The 18,450-nt window shown below is 39.3% G+C and carries 21 protein-coding genes; 18 read left to right on the forward strand and 3 right to left on the reverse strand.

The features are described from left to right. Positions 1–9: 9 nt before the first annotated feature. Together gcvPA and gcvPB are read left to right on the forward strand one after the other, a co-directional pair. Positions 10–1,356 (forward strand): aminomethyl-transferring glycine dehydrogenase subunit GcvPA, encoded by a 1,347-nt coding sequence (gcvPA, locus tag ACH6EI_RS02105; RefSeq protein WP_033579704.1) that lies wholly within the window; start codon positions 10–12, stop codon positions 1,354–1,356. Then, positions 1,349–2,827 (forward strand): aminomethyl-transferring glycine dehydrogenase subunit GcvPB, encoded by a 1,479-nt coding sequence (gene gcvPB / locus ACH6EI_RS02110; RefSeq protein WP_397376796.1) that lies wholly within the window; start codon positions 1,349–1,351, stop codon positions 2,825–2,827. Before gcvPA ends, gcvPB begins: the two co-directional genes overlap by 8 nt. 44 nt (positions 2,828–2,871) lie before the next feature. Here the strand turns inward: gcvPB and ACH6EI_RS02115 are convergent, their stop codons facing one another. After that, positions 2,872–3,255 (reverse strand): rhodanese-like domain-containing protein, encoded by a 384-nt coding sequence (locus tag ACH6EI_RS02115; RefSeq protein ID WP_098112941.1) that lies wholly within the window; start codon positions 3,253–3,255, stop codon positions 2,872–2,874. Positions 3,256–3,484: 229 nt separating this feature from the next. Here ACH6EI_RS02115 and ACH6EI_RS02120 point away from each other — a divergent pair, with 229 nt between their 5' ends. The 4 genes from ACH6EI_RS02120 to ACH6EI_RS02135 all read left to right on the forward strand — a co-directional run bounded on the left by ACH6EI_RS02120 (position 3,485) and on the right by ACH6EI_RS02135 (position 8,890). Next, positions 3,485–4,318 (forward strand): lipoate--protein ligase family protein, encoded by an 834-nt coding sequence (locus ACH6EI_RS02120; RefSeq protein WP_013085005.1) that lies wholly within the window; start codon positions 3,485–3,487, stop codon positions 4,316–4,318. Positions 4,319–4,630: 312 nt separating this feature from the next. Next, entirely contained in the window at positions 4,631–7,189 is a 2,559-nt protein-coding gene (locus tag ACH6EI_RS02125) for a vitamin B12-dependent ribonucleotide reductase (RefSeq protein ID WP_099331284.1), read from the forward strand. Between the two features lie 285 nt (positions 7,190–7,474). Continuing rightward, on the forward strand, positions 7,475–7,906 hold the full coding sequence (mntR, locus tag ACH6EI_RS02130) for a transcriptional regulator MntR (protein WP_013085004.1): 432 nt from the start codon (positions 7,475–7,477) through the stop codon (positions 7,904–7,906). 102 nt (positions 7,907–8,008) lie between these two features. Beyond that, positions 8,009–8,890 carry a patatin-like phospholipase family protein gene (locus ACH6EI_RS02135; RefSeq protein WP_028411603.1) on the forward strand — a complete coding sequence of 294 codons (882 nt, stop codon included), beginning with the start codon at positions 8,009–8,011 and terminating at the stop codon, positions 8,888–8,890. A 30-nt stretch (positions 8,891–8,920) separates the two neighbouring features. Here ACH6EI_RS02135 and ACH6EI_RS02140 read toward each other — a convergent pair whose 3' ends face one another. Together ACH6EI_RS02140 and ACH6EI_RS02145 are read right to left on the reverse strand one after the other, a co-directional pair. After that, positions 8,921–9,319: an SA1362 family protein gene (locus ACH6EI_RS02140; RefSeq protein WP_013059160.1), complete on the reverse strand. Its 399-nt coding sequence runs from the start codon at positions 9,317–9,319 to the stop codon at positions 8,921–8,923. A gap of 48 nt (positions 9,320–9,367) precedes the next feature. Further along, on the reverse strand, positions 9,368–10,324 hold the full coding sequence (locus ACH6EI_RS02145; RefSeq protein ID WP_014458240.1) for a DUF1385 domain-containing protein: 957 nt from the start codon (positions 10,322–10,324) through the stop codon (positions 9,368–9,370). Between the two features lie 313 nt (positions 10,325–10,637). On the opposite strand from ACH6EI_RS02145, the gene ACH6EI_RS02150 reads away from it, so the two are divergent. From ACH6EI_RS02150 to spoIIIAG, 12 genes are all read left to right on the forward strand, one after another. Beyond that, entirely contained in the window at positions 10,638–11,174 is a 537-nt protein-coding gene (locus tag ACH6EI_RS02150) for a YqhR family membrane protein (protein ID WP_028411601.1), read from the forward strand. A 121-nt stretch (positions 11,175–11,295) separates the two neighbouring features. Next, a complete protein-coding gene (gene aroQ, locus ACH6EI_RS02155; protein ID WP_013059157.1) occupies positions 11,296–11,733 on the forward strand; it encodes a type II 3-dehydroquinate dehydratase in 438 nt (145 codons plus the stop codon). A 1-nt stretch (position 11,734) separates the two neighbouring features. Then, entirely contained in the window at positions 11,735–12,793 is a 1,059-nt protein-coding gene (locus ACH6EI_RS02160) for a M24 family metallopeptidase (RefSeq protein ID WP_033579709.1), read from the forward strand. A 19-nt stretch (positions 12,794–12,812) separates the two neighbouring features. Beyond that, complete coding sequence (gene efp, locus ACH6EI_RS02165; RefSeq protein ID WP_098112940.1) at positions 12,813–13,370, forward strand: elongation factor P; 558 nt, start codon at positions 12,813–12,815, stop codon at positions 13,368–13,370. 138 nt (positions 13,371–13,508) lie between these two features. Beyond that, positions 13,509–13,790: a YqhV family protein gene (locus ACH6EI_RS02170; RefSeq protein WP_028411599.1), complete on the forward strand. Its 282-nt coding sequence runs from the start codon at positions 13,509–13,511 to the stop codon at positions 13,788–13,790. A 65-nt stretch (positions 13,791–13,855) separates the two neighbouring features. Further along, complete coding sequence (gene spoIIIAA, locus ACH6EI_RS02175) at positions 13,856–14,803, forward strand: stage III sporulation protein AA (protein ID WP_028411598.1); 948 nt, start codon at positions 13,856–13,858, stop codon at positions 14,801–14,803. Positions 14,804–14,809: 6 nt separating this feature from the next. Further along, positions 14,810–15,322 (forward strand): stage III sporulation protein SpoIIIAB, encoded by a 513-nt coding sequence (gene spoIIIAB, locus ACH6EI_RS02180; protein ID WP_028411597.1) that lies wholly within the window; start codon positions 14,810–14,812, stop codon positions 15,320–15,322. Positions 15,323–15,341: 19 nt separating this feature from the next. Further along, positions 15,342–15,548, forward strand: coding sequence for a stage III sporulation protein AC (gene spoIIIAC / locus ACH6EI_RS02185; protein ID WP_013059151.1), 207 nt, complete (start codon positions 15,342–15,344; stop codon positions 15,546–15,548). Between the two features lie 20 nt (positions 15,549–15,568). After that, a complete protein-coding gene (spoIIIAD, locus tag ACH6EI_RS02190; protein WP_013059150.1) occupies positions 15,569–15,952 on the forward strand; it encodes a stage III sporulation protein AD in 384 nt (127 codons plus the stop codon). 24 nt (positions 15,953–15,976) lie between these two features. Further along, a complete protein-coding gene (gene spoIIIAE, locus ACH6EI_RS02195) occupies positions 15,977–17,161 on the forward strand; it encodes a stage III sporulation protein AE (RefSeq protein WP_013059149.1) in 1,185 nt (394 codons plus the stop codon). After that, positions 17,158–17,787, forward strand: a complete 630-nt coding sequence (gene spoIIIAF, locus ACH6EI_RS02200; RefSeq protein WP_224980536.1) for a stage III sporulation protein AF — start codon at positions 17,158–17,160, stop codon at positions 17,785–17,787. The genes spoIIIAE and spoIIIAF overlap by 4 nt, the downstream gene beginning before the upstream one ends. Further along, positions 17,784–18,446, forward strand: a complete 663-nt coding sequence (gene spoIIIAG, locus ACH6EI_RS02205) for a stage III sporulation protein AG (RefSeq protein ID WP_013084996.1) — start codon at positions 17,784–17,786, stop codon at positions 18,444–18,446. The genes spoIIIAF and spoIIIAG overlap by 4 nt, the downstream gene beginning before the upstream one ends. The last annotated feature ends 4 nt before the right edge of the window (positions 18,447–18,450 follow it).

Below are 18,450 nucleotides of genomic sequence, written 5' to 3' on the forward strand. Positions count from 1 at the left end.
GAATTTAACATGTTACATCGCTATTTACCAATGACAGAACAAGATCAGCAGCAAATGTTAGCAGCAATTGGTGTTTCATCCGTTGATGATTTATTTTCAGATATTCCGCAGCGCGTTCGTTTTCAAGGAGAATACAATATTAAAAAAGCGGCTTCAGAGCCTCAGCTGTTAAAAGAATTAAATAATATGGCTGCAAAAAATGCTCATTTGAAAGAATATTCTTCTTTTTTAGGAGCGGGAGTTTATGATCATTACATGCCGGTTATTGTTGACCATGTTATTTCTCGTTCGGAATTTTATACTGCCTATACTCCGTATCAGCCAGAAATTTCTCAAGGAGAACTTCAGGCCATCTTTGAATTTCAAACAATGATTTGTGAGTTAACGGGGATGGACGTGGCCAATTCTTCTATGTATGACGGAGGAACTGCTTTAGCAGAAGCCGCTATGCTCAGTGCGGGTCAAACGAAAAAGAAAAAAGTACTTGTCTCTGCGGCCGTTCACCCTGAGTCAAAAGATGTGTTAAAAACGTATGCGAAGGGTCAATATATTGAAGTGGTAGAAATCCCTGCAGCAGACGGCGTAACAGATATGATTGCATTAGAAAAAGAGATGGGAAGTGACGTGGCAGCTGTTATTGTCCAGTATCCAAATTTCTACGGACAAATCGAGCCGTTAAAAGAAATTGAAGAAATTACTCATCAAGAAAAATGTATGTTTGTGGTTTCAAGCAATCCTTTATCATTAGGTTTACTTACGCCTCCTGGAGAATTTGGAGCTGATATTGTCATTGGAGATGCACAGCCATTTGGTATTCCAAGTCAATTTGGAGGCCCGCACTGCGGATACTTTGCAACTACGTCTAAGCTTATGCGAAAAATTCCTGGACGATTAGTAGGGCAAACGGTCGATGAAAACGGTAAGCGAGGGTTTGTTTTAACCCTTCAAGCGCGTGAGCAGCATATACGCCGTGATAAAGCGACGTCTAACATTTGTTCAAATCAAGCGTTAAATGCTTTAGCAGCATCAGTTGCCATGACAGCTTTAGGCAAGCAAGGTGTAAAAGAAATGGCGCTGCAAAACTTATCAAAAACGCATTATGCATATGAAGCGTTAAAGGCAAAAGGGGTAAATGTAGCATTTGAAGGACCGTTTTTTAACGAACTAGTCGTGAAGCTTCCTGTTTCGGTAACAGAAGCAAACAATCATTTATTAGCATCAAAAATAATTGGCGGTTATGATCTTAGCCGTGATAACCAAGCGCTTGAAAATCACATGCTGCTTGCTTTTACAGAACTCCGTACAAAAGAGGAAATTGACCAACTTGTAAATGAATTGGGGGATCTTCATGCTTAATCAAAATCAATCACTTATTTTTGAAAGCAGTAAAGAAGGGCGAATCGGCTATTCATTGCCGGAGTTAGATGTTCCGCAAGTAAATGCTGAAGAGCTGCTTGGAAAAGCGTATGTCCGTACCGAAGCTCCTGAGCTTCCTGAAGTATCAGAACTCGATATTATGCGTCATTACACCGCGCTTTCAAAACGAAATCACGGAGTAGACTCAGGGTTTTATCCGCTTGGTTCATGTACGATGAAATATAATCCAAAAGTGAATGAACAAGCAGCACGCATTGCTGGGTTAGCGCATATTCATCCGCTTCAAGATGAGCAAACGGTTCAAGGTGCTCTCGAACTTTTATATGATTTACAAGAGCATTTAACAGAAATTACGGGAATGGATGAAGTAACACTTCAGCCAGCAGCGGGTGCTCATGGCGAGTGGACCGGGCTTATGATGATTCGTGCCTATCATGAAGCAAATGGTGAGACGCAGCGAACAAAAGTCATTGTTCCAGACTCAGCTCACGGAACGAACCCTGCTTCGGCAACAGTTGCGGGATTTGAAACGGTAACGGTAAAATCAAATGAACATGGTTTAGTGGACTTAGAGGATTTACGCCGCGTAGTGGGAGGAGATACAGCCGCTTTAATGTTAACAAACCCAAATACGCTAGGGTTATTTGAAGAAGATATTTTAGAAATGGCTGAAATTGTTCACGCAGCAGGTGGAAAACTTTATTATGATGGTGCAAATTTAAACGCAGTATTAAGCAAAGCTCGTCCTGGAGATATGGGATTTGACGTTGTTCATTTAAATCTTCATAAAACCTTTACAGGTCCTCATGGAGGCGGCGGTCCTGGTTCTGGTCCGGTAGGGGTAAAAGCAGATTTAATTCCGTATCTGCCTAAACCAGTGCTTGTGAAAACAGAACAAGGCTATCACTTTGACTATAACCGTCCTCAGTCAATTGGACGCGTAAAGCCGTTTTACGGCAACTTCGGTATCAACGTTCGCGCTTATACGTATATTCGTTCAATGGGTCCAGACGGCTTAAAAGCCGTAACGGAAAACGCTGTGCTAAATGCCAACTATATGATGCGTCGTTTAGCAGAACACTATGAGCTGCCGTTTGACCGTCACTGTAAGCACGAATTTGTTTTATCAGGAAAACGTCAGAAAAAGCTTGGTGTGCGCACATTGGATATCGCGAAACGACTGCTTGATTTTGGCTATCATCCGCCGACTATCTACTTCCCTCTTATCGTAGAAGAGTGCATGATGATCGAACCAACGGAAACGGAGTCGAAAGAAACGCTAGATGCGTTTATCGATGCGATGATTCAAATTGCAAAAGAAGCAGAAGAGACGCCTGAACTCGTACAGGAAGCTCCGCATACAACGGTTGTGAAGCGCCTTGACGAAACGCTGGCAGCGAGAAAACCAGTTCTTCGCTATCAGAAAGAACAGGCTGTTCAAAACGTCTAACAAAAAACCTCGCCCAAAGGCGAGGTTTTTCTATATACATACCATTATTTTTTCTTTTTTACTTTACCGTTCCACATTTTGAAGCCGCCTTTTAAATCATAGATTTCTTGAACACCGTGGCGACGAAGCATTTGTGCTGCACGTCCTGTGCGCATTCCGCTTTGACAATAGATGTACACAGGCTGATCTGGACGAAATTCTTTAATGCGCATACGGAACTGTGAAAGAGGAATATTTCGTGCGCCTAAAATATGTCCGTTTTCGAATTCATTCGGTTCGCGAATATCAACTAGCTGTGCCTTGCGGTAGCCGCTGCGGAATTCTTCTTCAGTTAACGTTTTCATAATGCGACGTTGGATAAAGAACATAACGACAGAGTATATGATGATTACTCCAAGTAAAATGAGTACTGCTGTAATTGGTGACATGCTGATTCTTCCTTTCTTCGACAAAATCCATACTCTTATTATATAAGTGAATGAAATTAGAAGTAAAGCGATTTTGCCTTGAATCTAGCGGATTTCTTCCCCAAAATGAAAAAACTACCACATTTGAATTCGCAGTTTTATGTTGCTCTTTGCTTTTCCTTAGCTCAATCTTTTGGTAGACTAAAAAACGGATTTATTTTTATATTACATATAGCTGAGGATGAGGTAGATGAAAGCAAAGTGGAGATTTATTGATTCCAACAACCGTTCGCCTTATTACAATATGGCGTTAGATGAAGCGTTATTAGAATGGCATAGTAAAGGAGAAATTCCACCTACGATTCGTTTTTACGGATGGAACCCTCCAACGCTGTCGATCGGTTATTTTCAAAAAGCTGAAAAAGAAATTAACTTTGATAAAGTAAAAGAATTAGGATTAGGCTTTGTGAGACGTCCAACGGGCGGCAGGGGCGTGCTTCATGATGAAGAGCTTACTTACAGCGTCATTGTATCTGAAGAGTATCCTAATATGCCTAAGACAGTTACAGAGGCATATCGCGTCATCTCAGAAGGTTTACTGGAAGGATTTCGTTCGTTAGGGCTCGAGGCTTATTTTGCTATTCCTCGTTCAGAAGAAGAAAAAAATAGCTTAAAAAACCCTCGTTCGTCCGTGTGCTTTGATGCTCCTTCTTGGTATGAACTTGTTGTAGAGGGCCGCAAAATTGCTGGAAGTGCCCAAACTAGACAAAAAGGAGTTATTCTACAGCACGGCTCTATTCTGTTAGAGATTGATGAAGATAAATTATTCAGCGTGTTTAATTATCCAAATGACCGCGTGAAAGAAAGAATGCAGCGCGCATTTCGTTCTAAAGCGGTAGCGATCAATGCAATTGCGGGCCGCAAAATTTCTATCGAAGAAGCAAAAGAAGCGTTTTATAAAGGATTTGCTTCTGCTCTTGATATCGATTTAGAACCGTATACACTGTCTGAAGAAGAGGAAGCATATGTAGAAGAACTAGCGCGCACAAAGTACGGATCGGATGAATGGAACTTTAAGCGCTAAACGAATGCGGATGGTAAATAGATAAAAGTGCAACTTCTTATAAGTTGCACTTTTTATTGGAATTTTTAGAAACAGTGCTTGGCTAATAGAATACATAGGGAAGAAAAGTCAAACACTTTTTTTACGAAAAAAAAAATATTTCACTTGACACCCTTCTATATGTAGATGTTTGGAGAAGTGTCAAATACTATATATTGAATTCGTCCAAGCCGTGTGGTAAGTTATTGATAGTTGATTGAAAAACTCTATTTCCTTTAAAAGGAAATAGAGTTAATAAATTTATAGATGTTCGATAGGTAAGGAGTTGTGAGAATGACTGTTTTGTTAAATCAAAAAGTGAATATGAATGTTGAAAAGCTCAATTCAGATATTGAACGCTTTCCGCAAGTACATCCGATTACACCGGATATGAAGTTAACTCATAAAGGTGTTTCAAGATTGGTAATGTTAGACCGCTATGCGTTTAAAGATACGGAAAAATTAACGTTATCAGAAGGAGATTTTGTTGTTCTAACTGTAAAAGAAGACCCAAAATTTCCAGCACGAGGACTTGGCTATGTGGAAAGCATTAATTTTGAGCAAAAAACCGCTGTTGTCAAGGTAGAAGATGAGTTTAGAGGAGCTTTATCACCTGAAGAAGCAGAAAATGGGTTAATTACTCGTTCTTTAGATGTCATTGAAAAACCTCTAGAGGTCTTCTATGAGCAAATTGCAAAACGTAATGCAACAGGCTTAGCTTCTGTGGAAAAAACAGAAGAAAAGCGCAAAGAGTGGTTTGAAAAGTTCTATCAAGAGCTTGTTCAGCTAAACTTTGTACCAGCTGGCCGCGTTCTTTACGGTGCAGGTGCTGACACGGACGTAACGTACTTTAACTGTTACGTAATGCCTTATGTAAAAGATTCACGTGAAGGTATTTCAGAACACCGCAAACAAGTAATGGAAATCATGAGCCGCGGAGGCGGTGTTGGAACGAATGGTTCAACTCTTCGCCCGCGCAACACGCTGGCTCGCGGTGTAAACGGCAAATCATCTGGTTCGGTTTCATGGTTGGATGATATTGCTAAACTGACGCATCTTGTTGAGCAAGGTGGGTCGCGTCGTGGGGCTCAAATGATCATGCTTGCCGACTGGCATCCTGACATTGTAGAGTTTATTATTTCTAAAATGCAAAACCCTCGCATTTTACGTTTCTTAATTGAAAACACAAATGACGAAATGATTAAAAAGCACGCTCAAGATAAATTGAAGTTCACGCCGCTAACAGAGTCTGAAGAAGCAATGTACCAAGGAATCATTAACTATAAACAAATTCCTGGCCTTGGTGGATTCAACGAAAAAATCATTAAAGATGCAGAAGAAAAGCTGCAAACAGGCGGGACGTACAGCGTTCATAACTCAGAGTTTTTAACAGGAGCAAACATTTCTGTATGCTTAACAAAAGATTTTATGGATGCTGTTGAAAACGACGGTGAATACGAACTTCGCTTCCCAGACGTAGAAAGCTATTCAAAAGAAGAAATGGCTAACTACAATGAAAACTGGCACGAAGTAGGCGACGTGCGCGAGTGGGCAAAACAAGGAAACAAAGTTCGTACGTACCGTACTATCCGTGCAAAAGAGCTATGGAACTTAATTAATATTTGTGCAACGTACTCAGCTGAACCAGGCATTTTCTTCTTCGACAATGCCAATGACATGACAAATGCTCAAGCATATGGTCAGCACGTTGTTGCAACGAATCCATGTGGTGAACAACCACTTGCACCATTCTCTGTTTGTAACTTAGCTGCTGTTAACTTAGCGCAAATGGCAGATAAAGAAACAAAAACAGTTGACTTTGAAAAGCTACGTCAAACGGTTGAAACGGGCGTTAGAATGCAAGATAACGTTATTGATGCAACTCCTTATTTCTTAGAAGAGAACCAAAAGCAAGCGCTTGGCGAACGCCGCGTTGGTCTTGGTGTAATGGGTCTTCACGATCTTCTTATTTATTGTGAAACAGAATACGGCTCTGACAAAGGCAATGAGTTAGTAGATAAAGTGTTTGAAACAATTGCCACGACGGCTTACCGCGCGTCTGTAGAGCTTGGAAAAGAAAAAGGAAGCTTCCCGTTCTTAGTGGGCGAAACAGATGCTGAAACGGCTTCTTTACGTGAAGCATTCACAAATACAGGCTTCATGAAAAAAATGCCTGAAGATATTCGTGAAAACATTAAAGAGCACGGTATCCGAAACTCTCATTTATTAACAGTAGCGCCAACAGGCAGTACTGGAACGATGGTTGGAGTATCAACGGGTCTTGAACCTTATTTCTCATTCTCATACTTCCGAAGCGGTCGTTTAGGTAAGTTTATTGAAGTGAAAGCTGATATCGTTCAAGAGTATTTAGATCAGCATCCAGAAGCAGATCCAAACAATCTTCCTGAATGGTTCATTTCAGCTATGGAACTTGCACCACAAGCTCACGCGGACGTGCAATGTGTGATTCAGCGCTGGATTGATAGCTCAATTAGTAAAACAGTAAACGCTCCTCGTGGTTACACGGTAGAGCAAGTTCAAAAAGTGTACGAGCGTCTGTATAAAGGCGGAGCAAAAGGCGGTACGGTGTACGTAGACGGAAGCCGTGATGCACAAGTCTTAACGCTAAAAGCAGAAGAAAATACATTTGATGAAGAAATTGAAGCGCCAAAAGAAGAAACAAAACCACACGTTGTGTTAGTTGATACAATTAATGAAATTCGTTCAACTGATGTAACAATCGGTTCTGAAGTAGGTAATACGTGTCCGGTTTGCCGTCAAGGAACGGTAGAGGAAATGGGCGGATGCAACACATGTACAAACTGTGGTGCACAGCTGAAATGCGGCCTTTAATTTTTAATCATGATTGACTAGTAAAAGCTGACTCAAGTGAGTCGGCTTTTATTATGTATGAAAATGGGGCATAAATAAGAAGCGGGAGAGAACGGTTCTTGTATTTGAATAAGCATTGTAGTATGATTTTAATTGAATGTCTTTTATCCAGTTTTATCTTATGACATCGCTTTATTTACACGTTTTTTTCACATAGATTATCAAACATGAACACGATATCACTATAAGAAACAGACATTTATGACTTATTATTAGCAATACATAATATTAATTGGGGGAGATTTCATGCCTACACCGAGTATGGAAGATTATATTGAACAAATATATATGCTAATTGAAGATAAAGGATACGCTCGAGTGTCTGATATTGCTGATGCATTGGCGGTTCACCCCTCATCTGTAACAAAGATGGTTCAAAAACTAGACAAAGATGAGTACTTAATTTATGAAAAATATCGAGGCCTTGTTTTAACAGCTAAGGGACAGAAGATTGGAAAACGTCTTGTTTATCGCCACGAGCTCTTAGAGCAGCTATTGCGAATCATTGGCGTGGATGAGAAGAATATTTATGATGACGTAGAAGGAATTGAACATCATTTAAGCTGGAATTCCATTGATCGAATTGGGGACTTGGTTCAATACTTTGAAGAAAATCATAACCGTATTCAAGATCTTCGCAATGTACAGAAACGAAATGAAGAAGAGCAAAAATTATAAGGAAAAAGCAGCGGCCAATAGCGTCACTGCTTTTTTTCTTTTTATCATAACTTGTTGCTGAGTCGACTACAAATGTAGAGTAGGTAGTTTGGAGGAGAGGCTGTGTACGTCGACGGAGTATTTTCAGGTGGCGGTATTAAAGGGCTTGCACTGATTGGTGCGTTACAAGCTCTAGAAGAAAAAGGCTTTATTTTTCGGCGGTTAGCGGGAACGAGTGCGGGTTCCATTATTTGTGCATTTGTAGCAGCTGGTTATACAAGTGAAGAAATCGTTGAAATGATGAATGAAATTGAGTTATCTTCTTTCCTAGATCAAAGAATGTCCTTTTTACCATCGAGCTTGACAAAATGGCTGTTTTTATATTGGAAAATGGGATTATATAAAGGAGAAAGGCTTGAAAAGTGGATTGCTGAGAAGTTGCGGAGCAGAGGAATTCGTACATTTGCTGATTTGCCTGATCAGTCGCTGCGTATTATTGCGTCAGATTTGACCAACAGTACGATGCTTGTTCTTCCAGATGATTTGCCTAAATATCACATTGATCCGAATCGTTTTTCTGTAGCAAGAGCCGTTCGGATGAGCTGCAGCATTCCATATTTTTTTGAGCCGGTTAAATTAAAATCTACTCCAAGCAGTTTAATAGTCGACGGGGGAGTGTTAAGCAACTTTCCAATTTTTTTATTTGATGATGATAAAAGTTTGAAGAAACGACCGGTAATTGGTGTGAAGCTGAGTCCGAAGGACGAAGAGAGAGAACGGAATAAAATTAAAAATGCCGTTGGTTTATTCAGTGCGCTTTTTGAGACGATGAAAGATGCGCACGATGCAAGACATATTTCAAAACGTCACGAAAAAAATATTATCTTTTTACCTGTTAATCAAGTTTTTGCGACAGAATTTACCCTCACAGAAGAACGGAAGGAAGAGCTGATTGCGTTTGGCAAAAAGCGTACAAGGGCATTTTTGAAAAAATGGTGCTATTAAAAAAACAAGGAGGCTTTTCTCCTTGTTTTTTTAAAAGAATGCTCTATTTTTCTTTTTTCCTTTTTTACCTTCGATGACGGTCAAGTGTGAGTTGTTTTTCTTTTTCTTTAGCGGTTTCGTTGATTTGGATACCGGGCGCTTATTTGAGCTTCGGTACGTATGCATATCAACTTTGTTGCTTCCTCGCTCTTTTTCTTTTTGACGCAGTTTCGATTGCTTTACTGCGCGCACATAGCCTCTATCTTGACCTTTTGTCTGAGAAGGGCGGAGAATAAACCGATAAACTAAGTAAAACAAAATGATAAACAGAAAAATATAACCTGCTTGACGTAATAAAACAGCTGGATCTGTAATCAACGTAAATGCAAAGCCAATGACTCCTAACCCGATTAGACCATATACAAGTGGTTTCACGAATGGACGTCTCATTTTGTTCACCTCCTAAAATAGTAAAAAAAGAAAGCAAAACGGTGTGGATTAGACAACTTGTTCGTCAGTGGTAGAAGAAAGTTCATTTTCAACGCGTAAAAGTTCTTTAAATGAAGCAATCGCAACTTCAACTTGATCATCTTTTGGTTCTTTGGTTGTTAAAAGCTGAAGCCATAAACCGGGATAACCTAAAAAGCGAAGAAGAGGGACATGACGAACTTTATTGGTTAACTGTAACACTTCAAATGATAAACCAAGGACAACTGGAATTAATGCAAGGCGATCCACAATTCGTAACCAAAGAGGATCCGTTGGAACTAGTAGGTAGACAAACATTCCTACAACTACGGTAAAGAGGATAAAGCTACTTCCGCAGCGATAATGAAGTCGAGATTGTGCTTGAACGGCTTCTACCGTAAGTTCAGCATTGTTTTCATATGCATTAATGACCTTGTGTTCTGCTCCATGATATTGAAACACCCGTTTAATAAGTGGCGTTTGTGAAATCACATAAATATAGCCAAGGAGCAATAATAGTTTAAATACTCCTTCAATAAAAACTTGAGCTACACTTGAAGTGAAAACAGGACGTGTCAATTGTGCTAAAAACACAGGAATCAATGTAAATAGTACTTTCCCGAAAAGAAAGGATATTACACCAATAGTTGCAACGCCAAATATTAAAGATAGTTTTGATTCTTTTTTCTCTTTTTGTTGTTCTGCTGCTACTTGAGCATCATCTTCTGGATTCACGTCATAGCGTTCAGAGGAAAAGTTCAAGTGCTGCGTACCGTTTGCACTGGCTTCAACAATAGCAGCAATTCCTCGTAAAAAAGGAATTTTTTTTAAAGCAGTGAGTACGGAATTTGATTTTCTTTTTGAATGAAAATAATCAATAGATTGATCTTTGCGGCGAATAGCCGTCACCATCATACGTTTGCCACCGAACATGACACCTTCTATAACGGCTTGACCACCATACGCAGGTTTTTGTAATTTAGACATTTCAGGCACCAACCTAACTTAACTAGACTAGACTTCTTAGTATTTTATATTCTACAGCAAAATCAAATAAACCTCTAGGCGGATGCATGTTATCTAGTTTAGCCAATATTTTTCATCTCCACACCCTTCATATGAATTTTTTTCCTTTCATTTATAAAATTTGTTTATGAAACTCTGTGCGAAGTAGTTTTAAAATGTCTCTGCGATATCAGGCGCCCTTCTTGCGTATAGGAAGAGTAATAAACGTAAAAACTTAGAAATGAGTCGGTAGGAAATGAGAAAAAAGTTCATACTACATCAAGAGGTGATTAATATGTCAGAACCTAAAGAACAGCATGAAAAAAAACAGGATAACCAACCTACGCATAAACAGGAAATATCTTTTTTATTTAAAGCCATCTTTATTTCCTTTTTTGGAGGGGTTTTCTGGAGCTTTATTGGCTATTTAAATTATCTGTTTAGCTTTAGTGTTATCAATCCAAATATGCTTTTAGATCCATGGGCATTAGGTGATTGGAAGGATAAAGGAATAGGTGTTATCGTCAGTATTTTTCTCATAGGGGTATTATCTATTGTTGTCGGGTTGTTATACTACGTCCTATTAAAGAAGTTTAAAACAATTTGGATAGGTTTTGCTTACGGCTTATTATGGTGGGCAATCGTATTCGTTGTTTTGAATCCGCTCTTTCCTAACTTGAAAACAATTGGAGAGCTTCCAGCTAACACAATTATTTCATCCCTCTGTATTTATATTTTATATGGTGTATTCATCGGATATTCCATTTCTTTTGAAGCGGCAGAGCTTCAAACAAAAGATGAATCTACAGATTTTCAAACGGCGAATAAGTAGTGTGAATGTTCCAACGTATGCTAATATATTCTATATAATGATTTAAAAAGAAAAATAAAGTGTAAATTCACACAAGTGAGCTGCATAAAGGGTTCGTAGTAGGGGAGAGTGTTGAAATAAGATGAATAAGATTTTAGTAATAAACGGTCCTAATTTAAACCGTTTAGGCGTACGCGAACCAGCGGTATATGGGACAGATAATCTTCAAAATCTTGAAGAGAAGCTTCAGCGAGCAGGCAGAGACCATGGGGTAGAAGTTGAGTGCGTACAGTCTAATCACGAAGGTGTAATTATCGACTGGATTCACGAAGCGGATGAGAAGTTTGATGGGATTATGATCAATCCTGGTGCTTTTACTCACTACAGTTATGCCATTCGAGATGCGATTGCCAGTATATCTGTTCCTGTTATTGAAGTGCATATTTCGAACGTACATAAGCGTGAAGAGTTTCGCCACCATTCGGTGACGGCACCTGTTACGCATGGTCAAATTGTCGGGTTAGGTTTATACGGATACGAGCTTGCTCTGCAGGCACTTTTACAATTAAGGGGGAAATAAAATGAAAATCGAAAAACTACGCGAACAGTTTTCAAAGTTGAATGTAGACGGTGTTGTCGTTACAAGTGAATATAACAGACGCTATATGACCAATTTTACAGGATCTGCTGGTGTCGTTATCATTTCTGAAGACAAAGCGGCATTTGTAACAGATTTTCGTTATGTTGAACAAGCAACTAGTCAAACAGAAGGTTTTGATATCGTTCAGCACAAGGGTCCTATTGTAGAAGAAGTAGCGAATGTAGTGAAACAATTTGGAATTAAAAAGCTTGGTTTTGAACAGAATTATGTTACATATGGACAGCATCAATTATTTGATAAGCATATCGGAGCGGAACTTGTTCCAATCTCGCACGCAATCGAAAACTTACGCTTGATAAAGAGTGACTCAGAGATTAAGATATTAAAGGAAGCTGCAAAAATAGCAGATGCAGCATATGAACATATTTTAACCTTTGTTCGTCCTGGTTTAACAGAGCTTCAAGTATCGAATGAACTGGAGTTCTTTATGAGAAAACAAGGCGCAACATCTTCATCTTTTGATACAATTGTTGCTTCAGGGCATCGCGGGGCTTTACCGCATGGTGTTGCTTCTGACAAAGTAATTGAAAAAGGAGAACTTGTAACGCTTGATTTTGGCGCATATTATAATGGTTACTGTTCAGATATCACACGAACATTTGCCGTCGGTGAAGTAAGTGATAAGCTAAAAGAAATTTATAATGTCGTACTGCAAGCAGAGCTTAACGGAATGAACGGTATCAAAGCAGGTATGACGGGTAAAGAAGCAGATGCGCTAACGCGTGATTATATTACAGAACACGGATACGGCCAGTATTTTGGACATTCGACCGGTCACGGCGTAGGGTTAGAAGTACATGAAGGCCCATCACTTTCTGTGAAATCTACAGATGTACTGCAGCCAGGTATGATTGTAACCGTTGAACCAGGTATTTACATACCAGACTTAGGGGGCGTTCGTATTGAAGATGATACGGTCGTCACAGCAGAAGGTAATGAGGCATTATCGCACTCATCAAAAGAGTTCATTATTTTATAAAATGTAGGAGGATTTCTTCATGATTTCAGTAAATGATTTTCGTACAGGTTTGACAGTAGAAGTAGACGGAGGTATTTGGCGTGTAATGGATTTCCAACACGTAAAGCCTGGTAAAGGCGCTGCATTCGTTCGCTCAAAACTACGTAACCTTCGTACAGGAGCTGTGCAAGAAAAAACGTTCCGTGCAGGTGAAAAGGTAGGAAAAGCTCAAATTGATAATCGTAAAATGCAATATCTATACGCAAGCGGCGATCAGCACGTATTCATGGACAACCAGTCTTATGAGCAATTAGAGCTTCCGGCAAGTACAATTGAATATGAACTAAAATTCTTAAAAGAAAATATGGAAGTAGCAATTATGATGTACCAAGGTGAGACATTAGGTGTTGAACTTCCAAACACAGTTGAGCTTAAAGTAACAGAAACTGAACCTGGTATTAAAGGTGACACAGCTTCTGGCGGTACAAAACCGGCAACTGTTGAAACTGGTTTAACAGTAAACGTTCCTTTCTTCGTAAATGAAGGCGACGTATTAATTATTAACACAACAGACAGCAGCTACGTATCACGCGCGTAATTCGGTCGTGTAAGCAAGCTGCAAACACACGAAAAAGGCAGAGAATGATTCTCTGCCTTTTTTGTGTGTTTTTTTGTGCTAACCCTTCCTTATTTTGCATAGGTTGTACTAAACAACGCAGAGATATAGGAGGGGCTTATGAAGCAGTGGTTGGATCATTTAAACGGTACGGTATTAACGATGGCGTGCCTTCGATTTATTTCTTCATTTATTGAGTTTATTGCCGCTATTTTAATTGTCACAAACAATGATGTGAAAAAAGCGTTAATGATTAATGGAATGCTAGCGCTTGTTGGTCCGATTGTAATGGTGAGTTCTTTCACCATTGGTTTAGTGTCCGTAGCAGATCAATTATCTTTTGGAAAATTAATCATGATTGTAATAGGAGTGCTCTTCATTTTAATTGGTGTTTTTAAATAAAAGGTAGGCATAAAATGGTCAAGCTCATAATACATTGAAGTGAGTTCAAATATGAGGGGATGAATATGTTAAACGAAATACTTGCAATTTTTCCGCCTAATTTAAAAAAGACTGTTGAATTTTATGTCACAAACCATTCTCATGTGCTAGAAGAAATTCGAGTGCGCATAGGAAGACCTGTCGAATTTACAATCAACAATCAGCCTTATTTCGAATCGTATCTTCCAAGTGCAGAAGATGCTTTATTTATCTTAAATAAACTAAGCCAGTTTTCGATTTATATGATTGAAGAAGAATTAAAAAAAGGATATGTCACCATTGAAGGCGGACACCGGGTTGGACTAGCGGGAAAAGTTGTAACGGAAAATGGACAGGTTCGTGTGATTCGTGATGTATCATCCTTTAATATCCGGATTGCTAAACAAAAGATTGGCATTTCGAATCAGCTTATTCCTTTTTTATACAATCGCTATTGGCAAAGTACGGTCATTATAGGACCTCCTCAAACAGGAAAAACAACCATGATTCGTGATTTAGCCAGAGTAATAAGCACTGGCATAGAGCGCTCTAAGATTCCTCCGTTTAAAGTAGGGATTGTAGATGAACGATCAGAAATTGCTGGGGCTGTTAAAGGGGTTCCTCAGCATACATTCGGATCTAGAATGGATTTATTAGATAGCTGTCCGAAAGCTGAAGGCATGATGATGATGATTCGCTCCATGAGTCCCGATGTACTGATCGTGGATGAAGTTGGAAGTGAAGAAGATTGTAAGGCCGTACTTGAAGCCGTTAATGCTGGTGTTCGTGTCATTATGACTGTTCATGGGTATGACATTGACGATTTAATGAAGCGTCCCACTTTGCAAGCTTTAATGAAACTTCACGTATTTAAAAAGTATGTTGTGCTATCGAACAGCCGAGGTCCTGGAACACTTCAGGCTATCTATGATGAGCATTATAACTCCATGAAATTGACCGCTGAAAAGTCGCTTATTGAAAATAGTAAAGGGTGATGGTGTATGAAACTGTTTGGTGCCATCTTTATCTTATTTGCTTCCACTTACACAGGATTTGAGTTTGCAAAGCAGCTTAGCGAAAGACCTAGGCAGCTCAGGCAATTAAAAACGGCTCTTCGGTCGTTAGAAGCGGAAATTATGTATAGCAACCGGCCTCTTCAAGAAGTTGCTCATTTGTTATCTCTACAGCTTCCTAACCCTTTAGCTTCTTTATTTAGTGAGTTTTCAATGAAATTAAAAGAAGGTACTGAAAGTGTCAAGGAAGCTTGGGAAAAGACGTTGGACCAATTTTGGAAACAAACCGCACTTAAAACAGGAGAACTGGAAATCTTAAAACAATTTGGTGAAACGCTTGGTCAGCATGATCGTTATTCGCAGCAAAAGCATATTTTGCTGACGCTGAACCATCTCGAACGCGAAGAACAAGATGCAGTTGATAAGCAGAATCGCTATGAAAAAATGGTTAAAAGTTTAGGCTTTCTATCTGGATTGCTACTGGTCATCCTATTGATGTAGCGATGGAGGAGGATTGAATGTGGGAATTGATATGAACACCATTTTTCAGATTGCTGGGATTGGTATCGTCGTAGCTTTTTTAGTCACCGTACTCGAACAGATGGGAAAAAAAGATTACGCGAATTGGGTTACCCTCATCGGTTTTATTTATATTTTATTTATGGTTGCTTCGATTGTGGAGGACTTATTTCAAAAAATCAAATCGGTTTTTTTATTTCAAGGGTAGAGGGGTGATTTGCCATTGAAATGCTTCAAATTGTGGGCTTAGGATTAGTAGCGACATTTTTGGCACTCATTTTAAAAGAACATAAATCACCTATTGCTTTTTTACTTGTCGTATTCGTGGGATCCGTGATCTTTCTTTTTTTAATTGATCAAATCTACGAGATTATTAAGATGGTCGAGCGGCTGTCGATCAATGCTCACGTTAACATGATTTATGTGGAAACCATTTTGAAAATCATTGGTATTGCCTATATCGCCGAATTTGGTGCTCAAATTACGAAAGATGCAGGACAAGGTGCCATTGCTTCTAAAATTGAATTAGGTGGAAAAGTGCTGATTCTCTCCATGGCAATTCCTATTTTGACGGTCATTATTGAAACGATTATTTCAATGCTGCCCAATTAATTTTACTTAATATGAGGTGACGAAATGAAGCGGTGGACGTTTAAAGTGAATATACTCGCTCTTCTTTTGTTCCTCTTTTTTTTCTTTCCAGAAAATGTACAAGCTTCCGAACCCCCGAAGCAGCAAGAACTTGTCAATGAACAAATTGATAAGCTCGGTATCGATGAAGTCAAACAGTTTTGGGACGATATTATTACCCAATACGGCGGCTTTTTACCCGAGAGTCAGAAGGGAAGTTTAGTCGATTTTTTAAAAGGAGAAAAAGAGTTCTCTCTTAAAGAATGGCTAGGAGGTCTTGTAAAGTTTTTATTTCACGAAGTATTAGCGAATGGAAAGCTCCTCGGTACACTCATTATGCTAACGGTTTTTAGCGTGTTTTTGCAAACGCTCCAAAGTGCGTTTAATCAGCAAACCGTAAGTAAAGTAGCGTATGCGCTTGTATATATGGTTTTGATCATCATTGCTCTTAATAGTTTTCAAATTGCTATTTCTTATGCAACAGGAGCGATCGAGACCATGACTAAATTCATTTTAGCTCTGGTGCCGCTGCTGCTTGCCTTAATGGCATCATCAGGAGGAGTTGTATCGGCAGCCTTTTTTCATCCGATGATTTTGTTTTTAATGAACACCAGCGGTTTGCTTATTCAATACGTAGTGATGCCGCTGCTTTTTCTTTCAGCACTGCTTAGCATTGTGAGTACGATTTCAGATGAGCATAAGGTTACACAGCTTGCTCAGCTGTTGAGAAATATAAGCATTGGCGTGCTTGGAATATTCCTAACTGTTTTTTTAGGTGTGCTATCCGTCCAAGGTGCCACATCAGCTGTTGCTGACGGTATTACGATTCGAACGGCAAAGTTCGTCACAGGGAACTTTATACCTGTTGTAGGGCGTGTGTTCACAGATGCGGCTGATACAGTCATCAGTGCCTCGCTTCTATTAAAGAATTCAGTAGGGATTGCTGGAGTAGCAGTCTTACTGTTAATCGTCGCATTTCCGGCTATTAAAGTGTTAACGCTCGCTTTTATCTATAAGCTAGCAGCAGCTCTTCTTCAACCCATTGGAGGAGGACCGGTTATTTCCTGCTTGAGCATTATCAGCAAAAGCGTCATCTATATTTTTGCGGCGCTTGCTGTTGTCTCGCTTATGTTTTTCTTATGTTTAACGGTCATCATTACAGCGAGCAACGTCACAATGATGGTGAGGTGAAGAAATTGCAGGCCTTAACGACGTGGATTACGAATATCGTTCTTTTTATCTTATTAGCTACCATTATTAATTTACTGTTGCCCAATTCTAGTTTTCAAAAGTATACGAAGCTGGTGGTTGGACTTCTTTTGATGCTGATTATTATTACACCCGTTTTTCAAATTTTTAAAGTGGATGTTAATCAAATGCTGAAATCACTTAGCTTATCATCTATTCGATCCGATCAACAGGTAGAAAATTCAATAGAAAATCAGAAAAAAGAAATACAAGCTTCACAACGTGCATATATTTTAGAACAAATGGCTGTCCAAATGGAGGCAGATGTAAAAGAGGAGTTGATGGATCAGTATGGTGTAGCAATTGATCGAATTCACATTGAAACAAAAAAGCCGAACGACGAACCTACCGCTGATAATATTAAATCCATTTCAGTTGCCGTAAGTAAAAAAGCATCGGGTGATTCCGAGGTTGTTTCAGCTGTGAAAGTTATTTCTATTGATACCTCCACACCGATCGAAACAAACAAACCAACAGAATCCAAGAAATTATCCAACTATTTAGCAGCAAAATGGGATGTAAAACAAGGCCAAGTTGTTGTGAATATGGAGGAGGGAGACACGAAATGAGTCAAAAGCCAGAAAAAGGTGACCCATCATTTTTTCAGCGGTTCTTTTCACTTAAACAGTCATCAACTACGAAGAAACCTTCAAAGTTAATGTATATAGGTATTTTACTAGCTGCAGGCGTTATCTTTATGGTATTTAGCAACTCACTCACAACATCTATGAATTCAGGCGGATTATTAAAGAGTGCAAGCAAAGAAACCAGCGCACCACCCGTATCACAGGATGTTCCCGCTTTTAGCTCCAAAAAGACAACAACGATGACAGGTTATGAAGAGCGGTATGAGGAAGAATTGAAAGATATTTTAGATCAAGTTAGAGGCGTAAGTAAGGTAAAAGTAATTGTGAACCTAGATGCAACAGAATCCAAAATATATGAAAAAAACAGCGTGACAAAATCGCAAACGACCAACGAGACGGACCGTGAAGGAGGGACTCGTAAAGTTGAAGATTCCTCAACAGATGAACAGCTGGTCATTGTAAGAAGTGGAGAACAAGAAAAGCCTGTTGTAGTCAAAACCGAAAAGCCAAAAGTCAGAGGTGTGTTAGTTGTCGCTAAAGGAGCTGATAATATCGAGGTAAAGAAATCTATTATTGAAGCCGTGACAAGAGCGCTCGATATACCAAGTCATAGAGTAGCAGTATTAGCGAAAAAAGGATGAGGGG

Origin of the sequence: Priestia sp. JSM ZJ58 (genome assembly GCF_044383985.1) — a bacterium.
Classification (GTDB): Bacteria; Bacillota; Bacilli; order Bacillales; family Bacillaceae_H; genus Priestia; species Priestia zanthoxyli.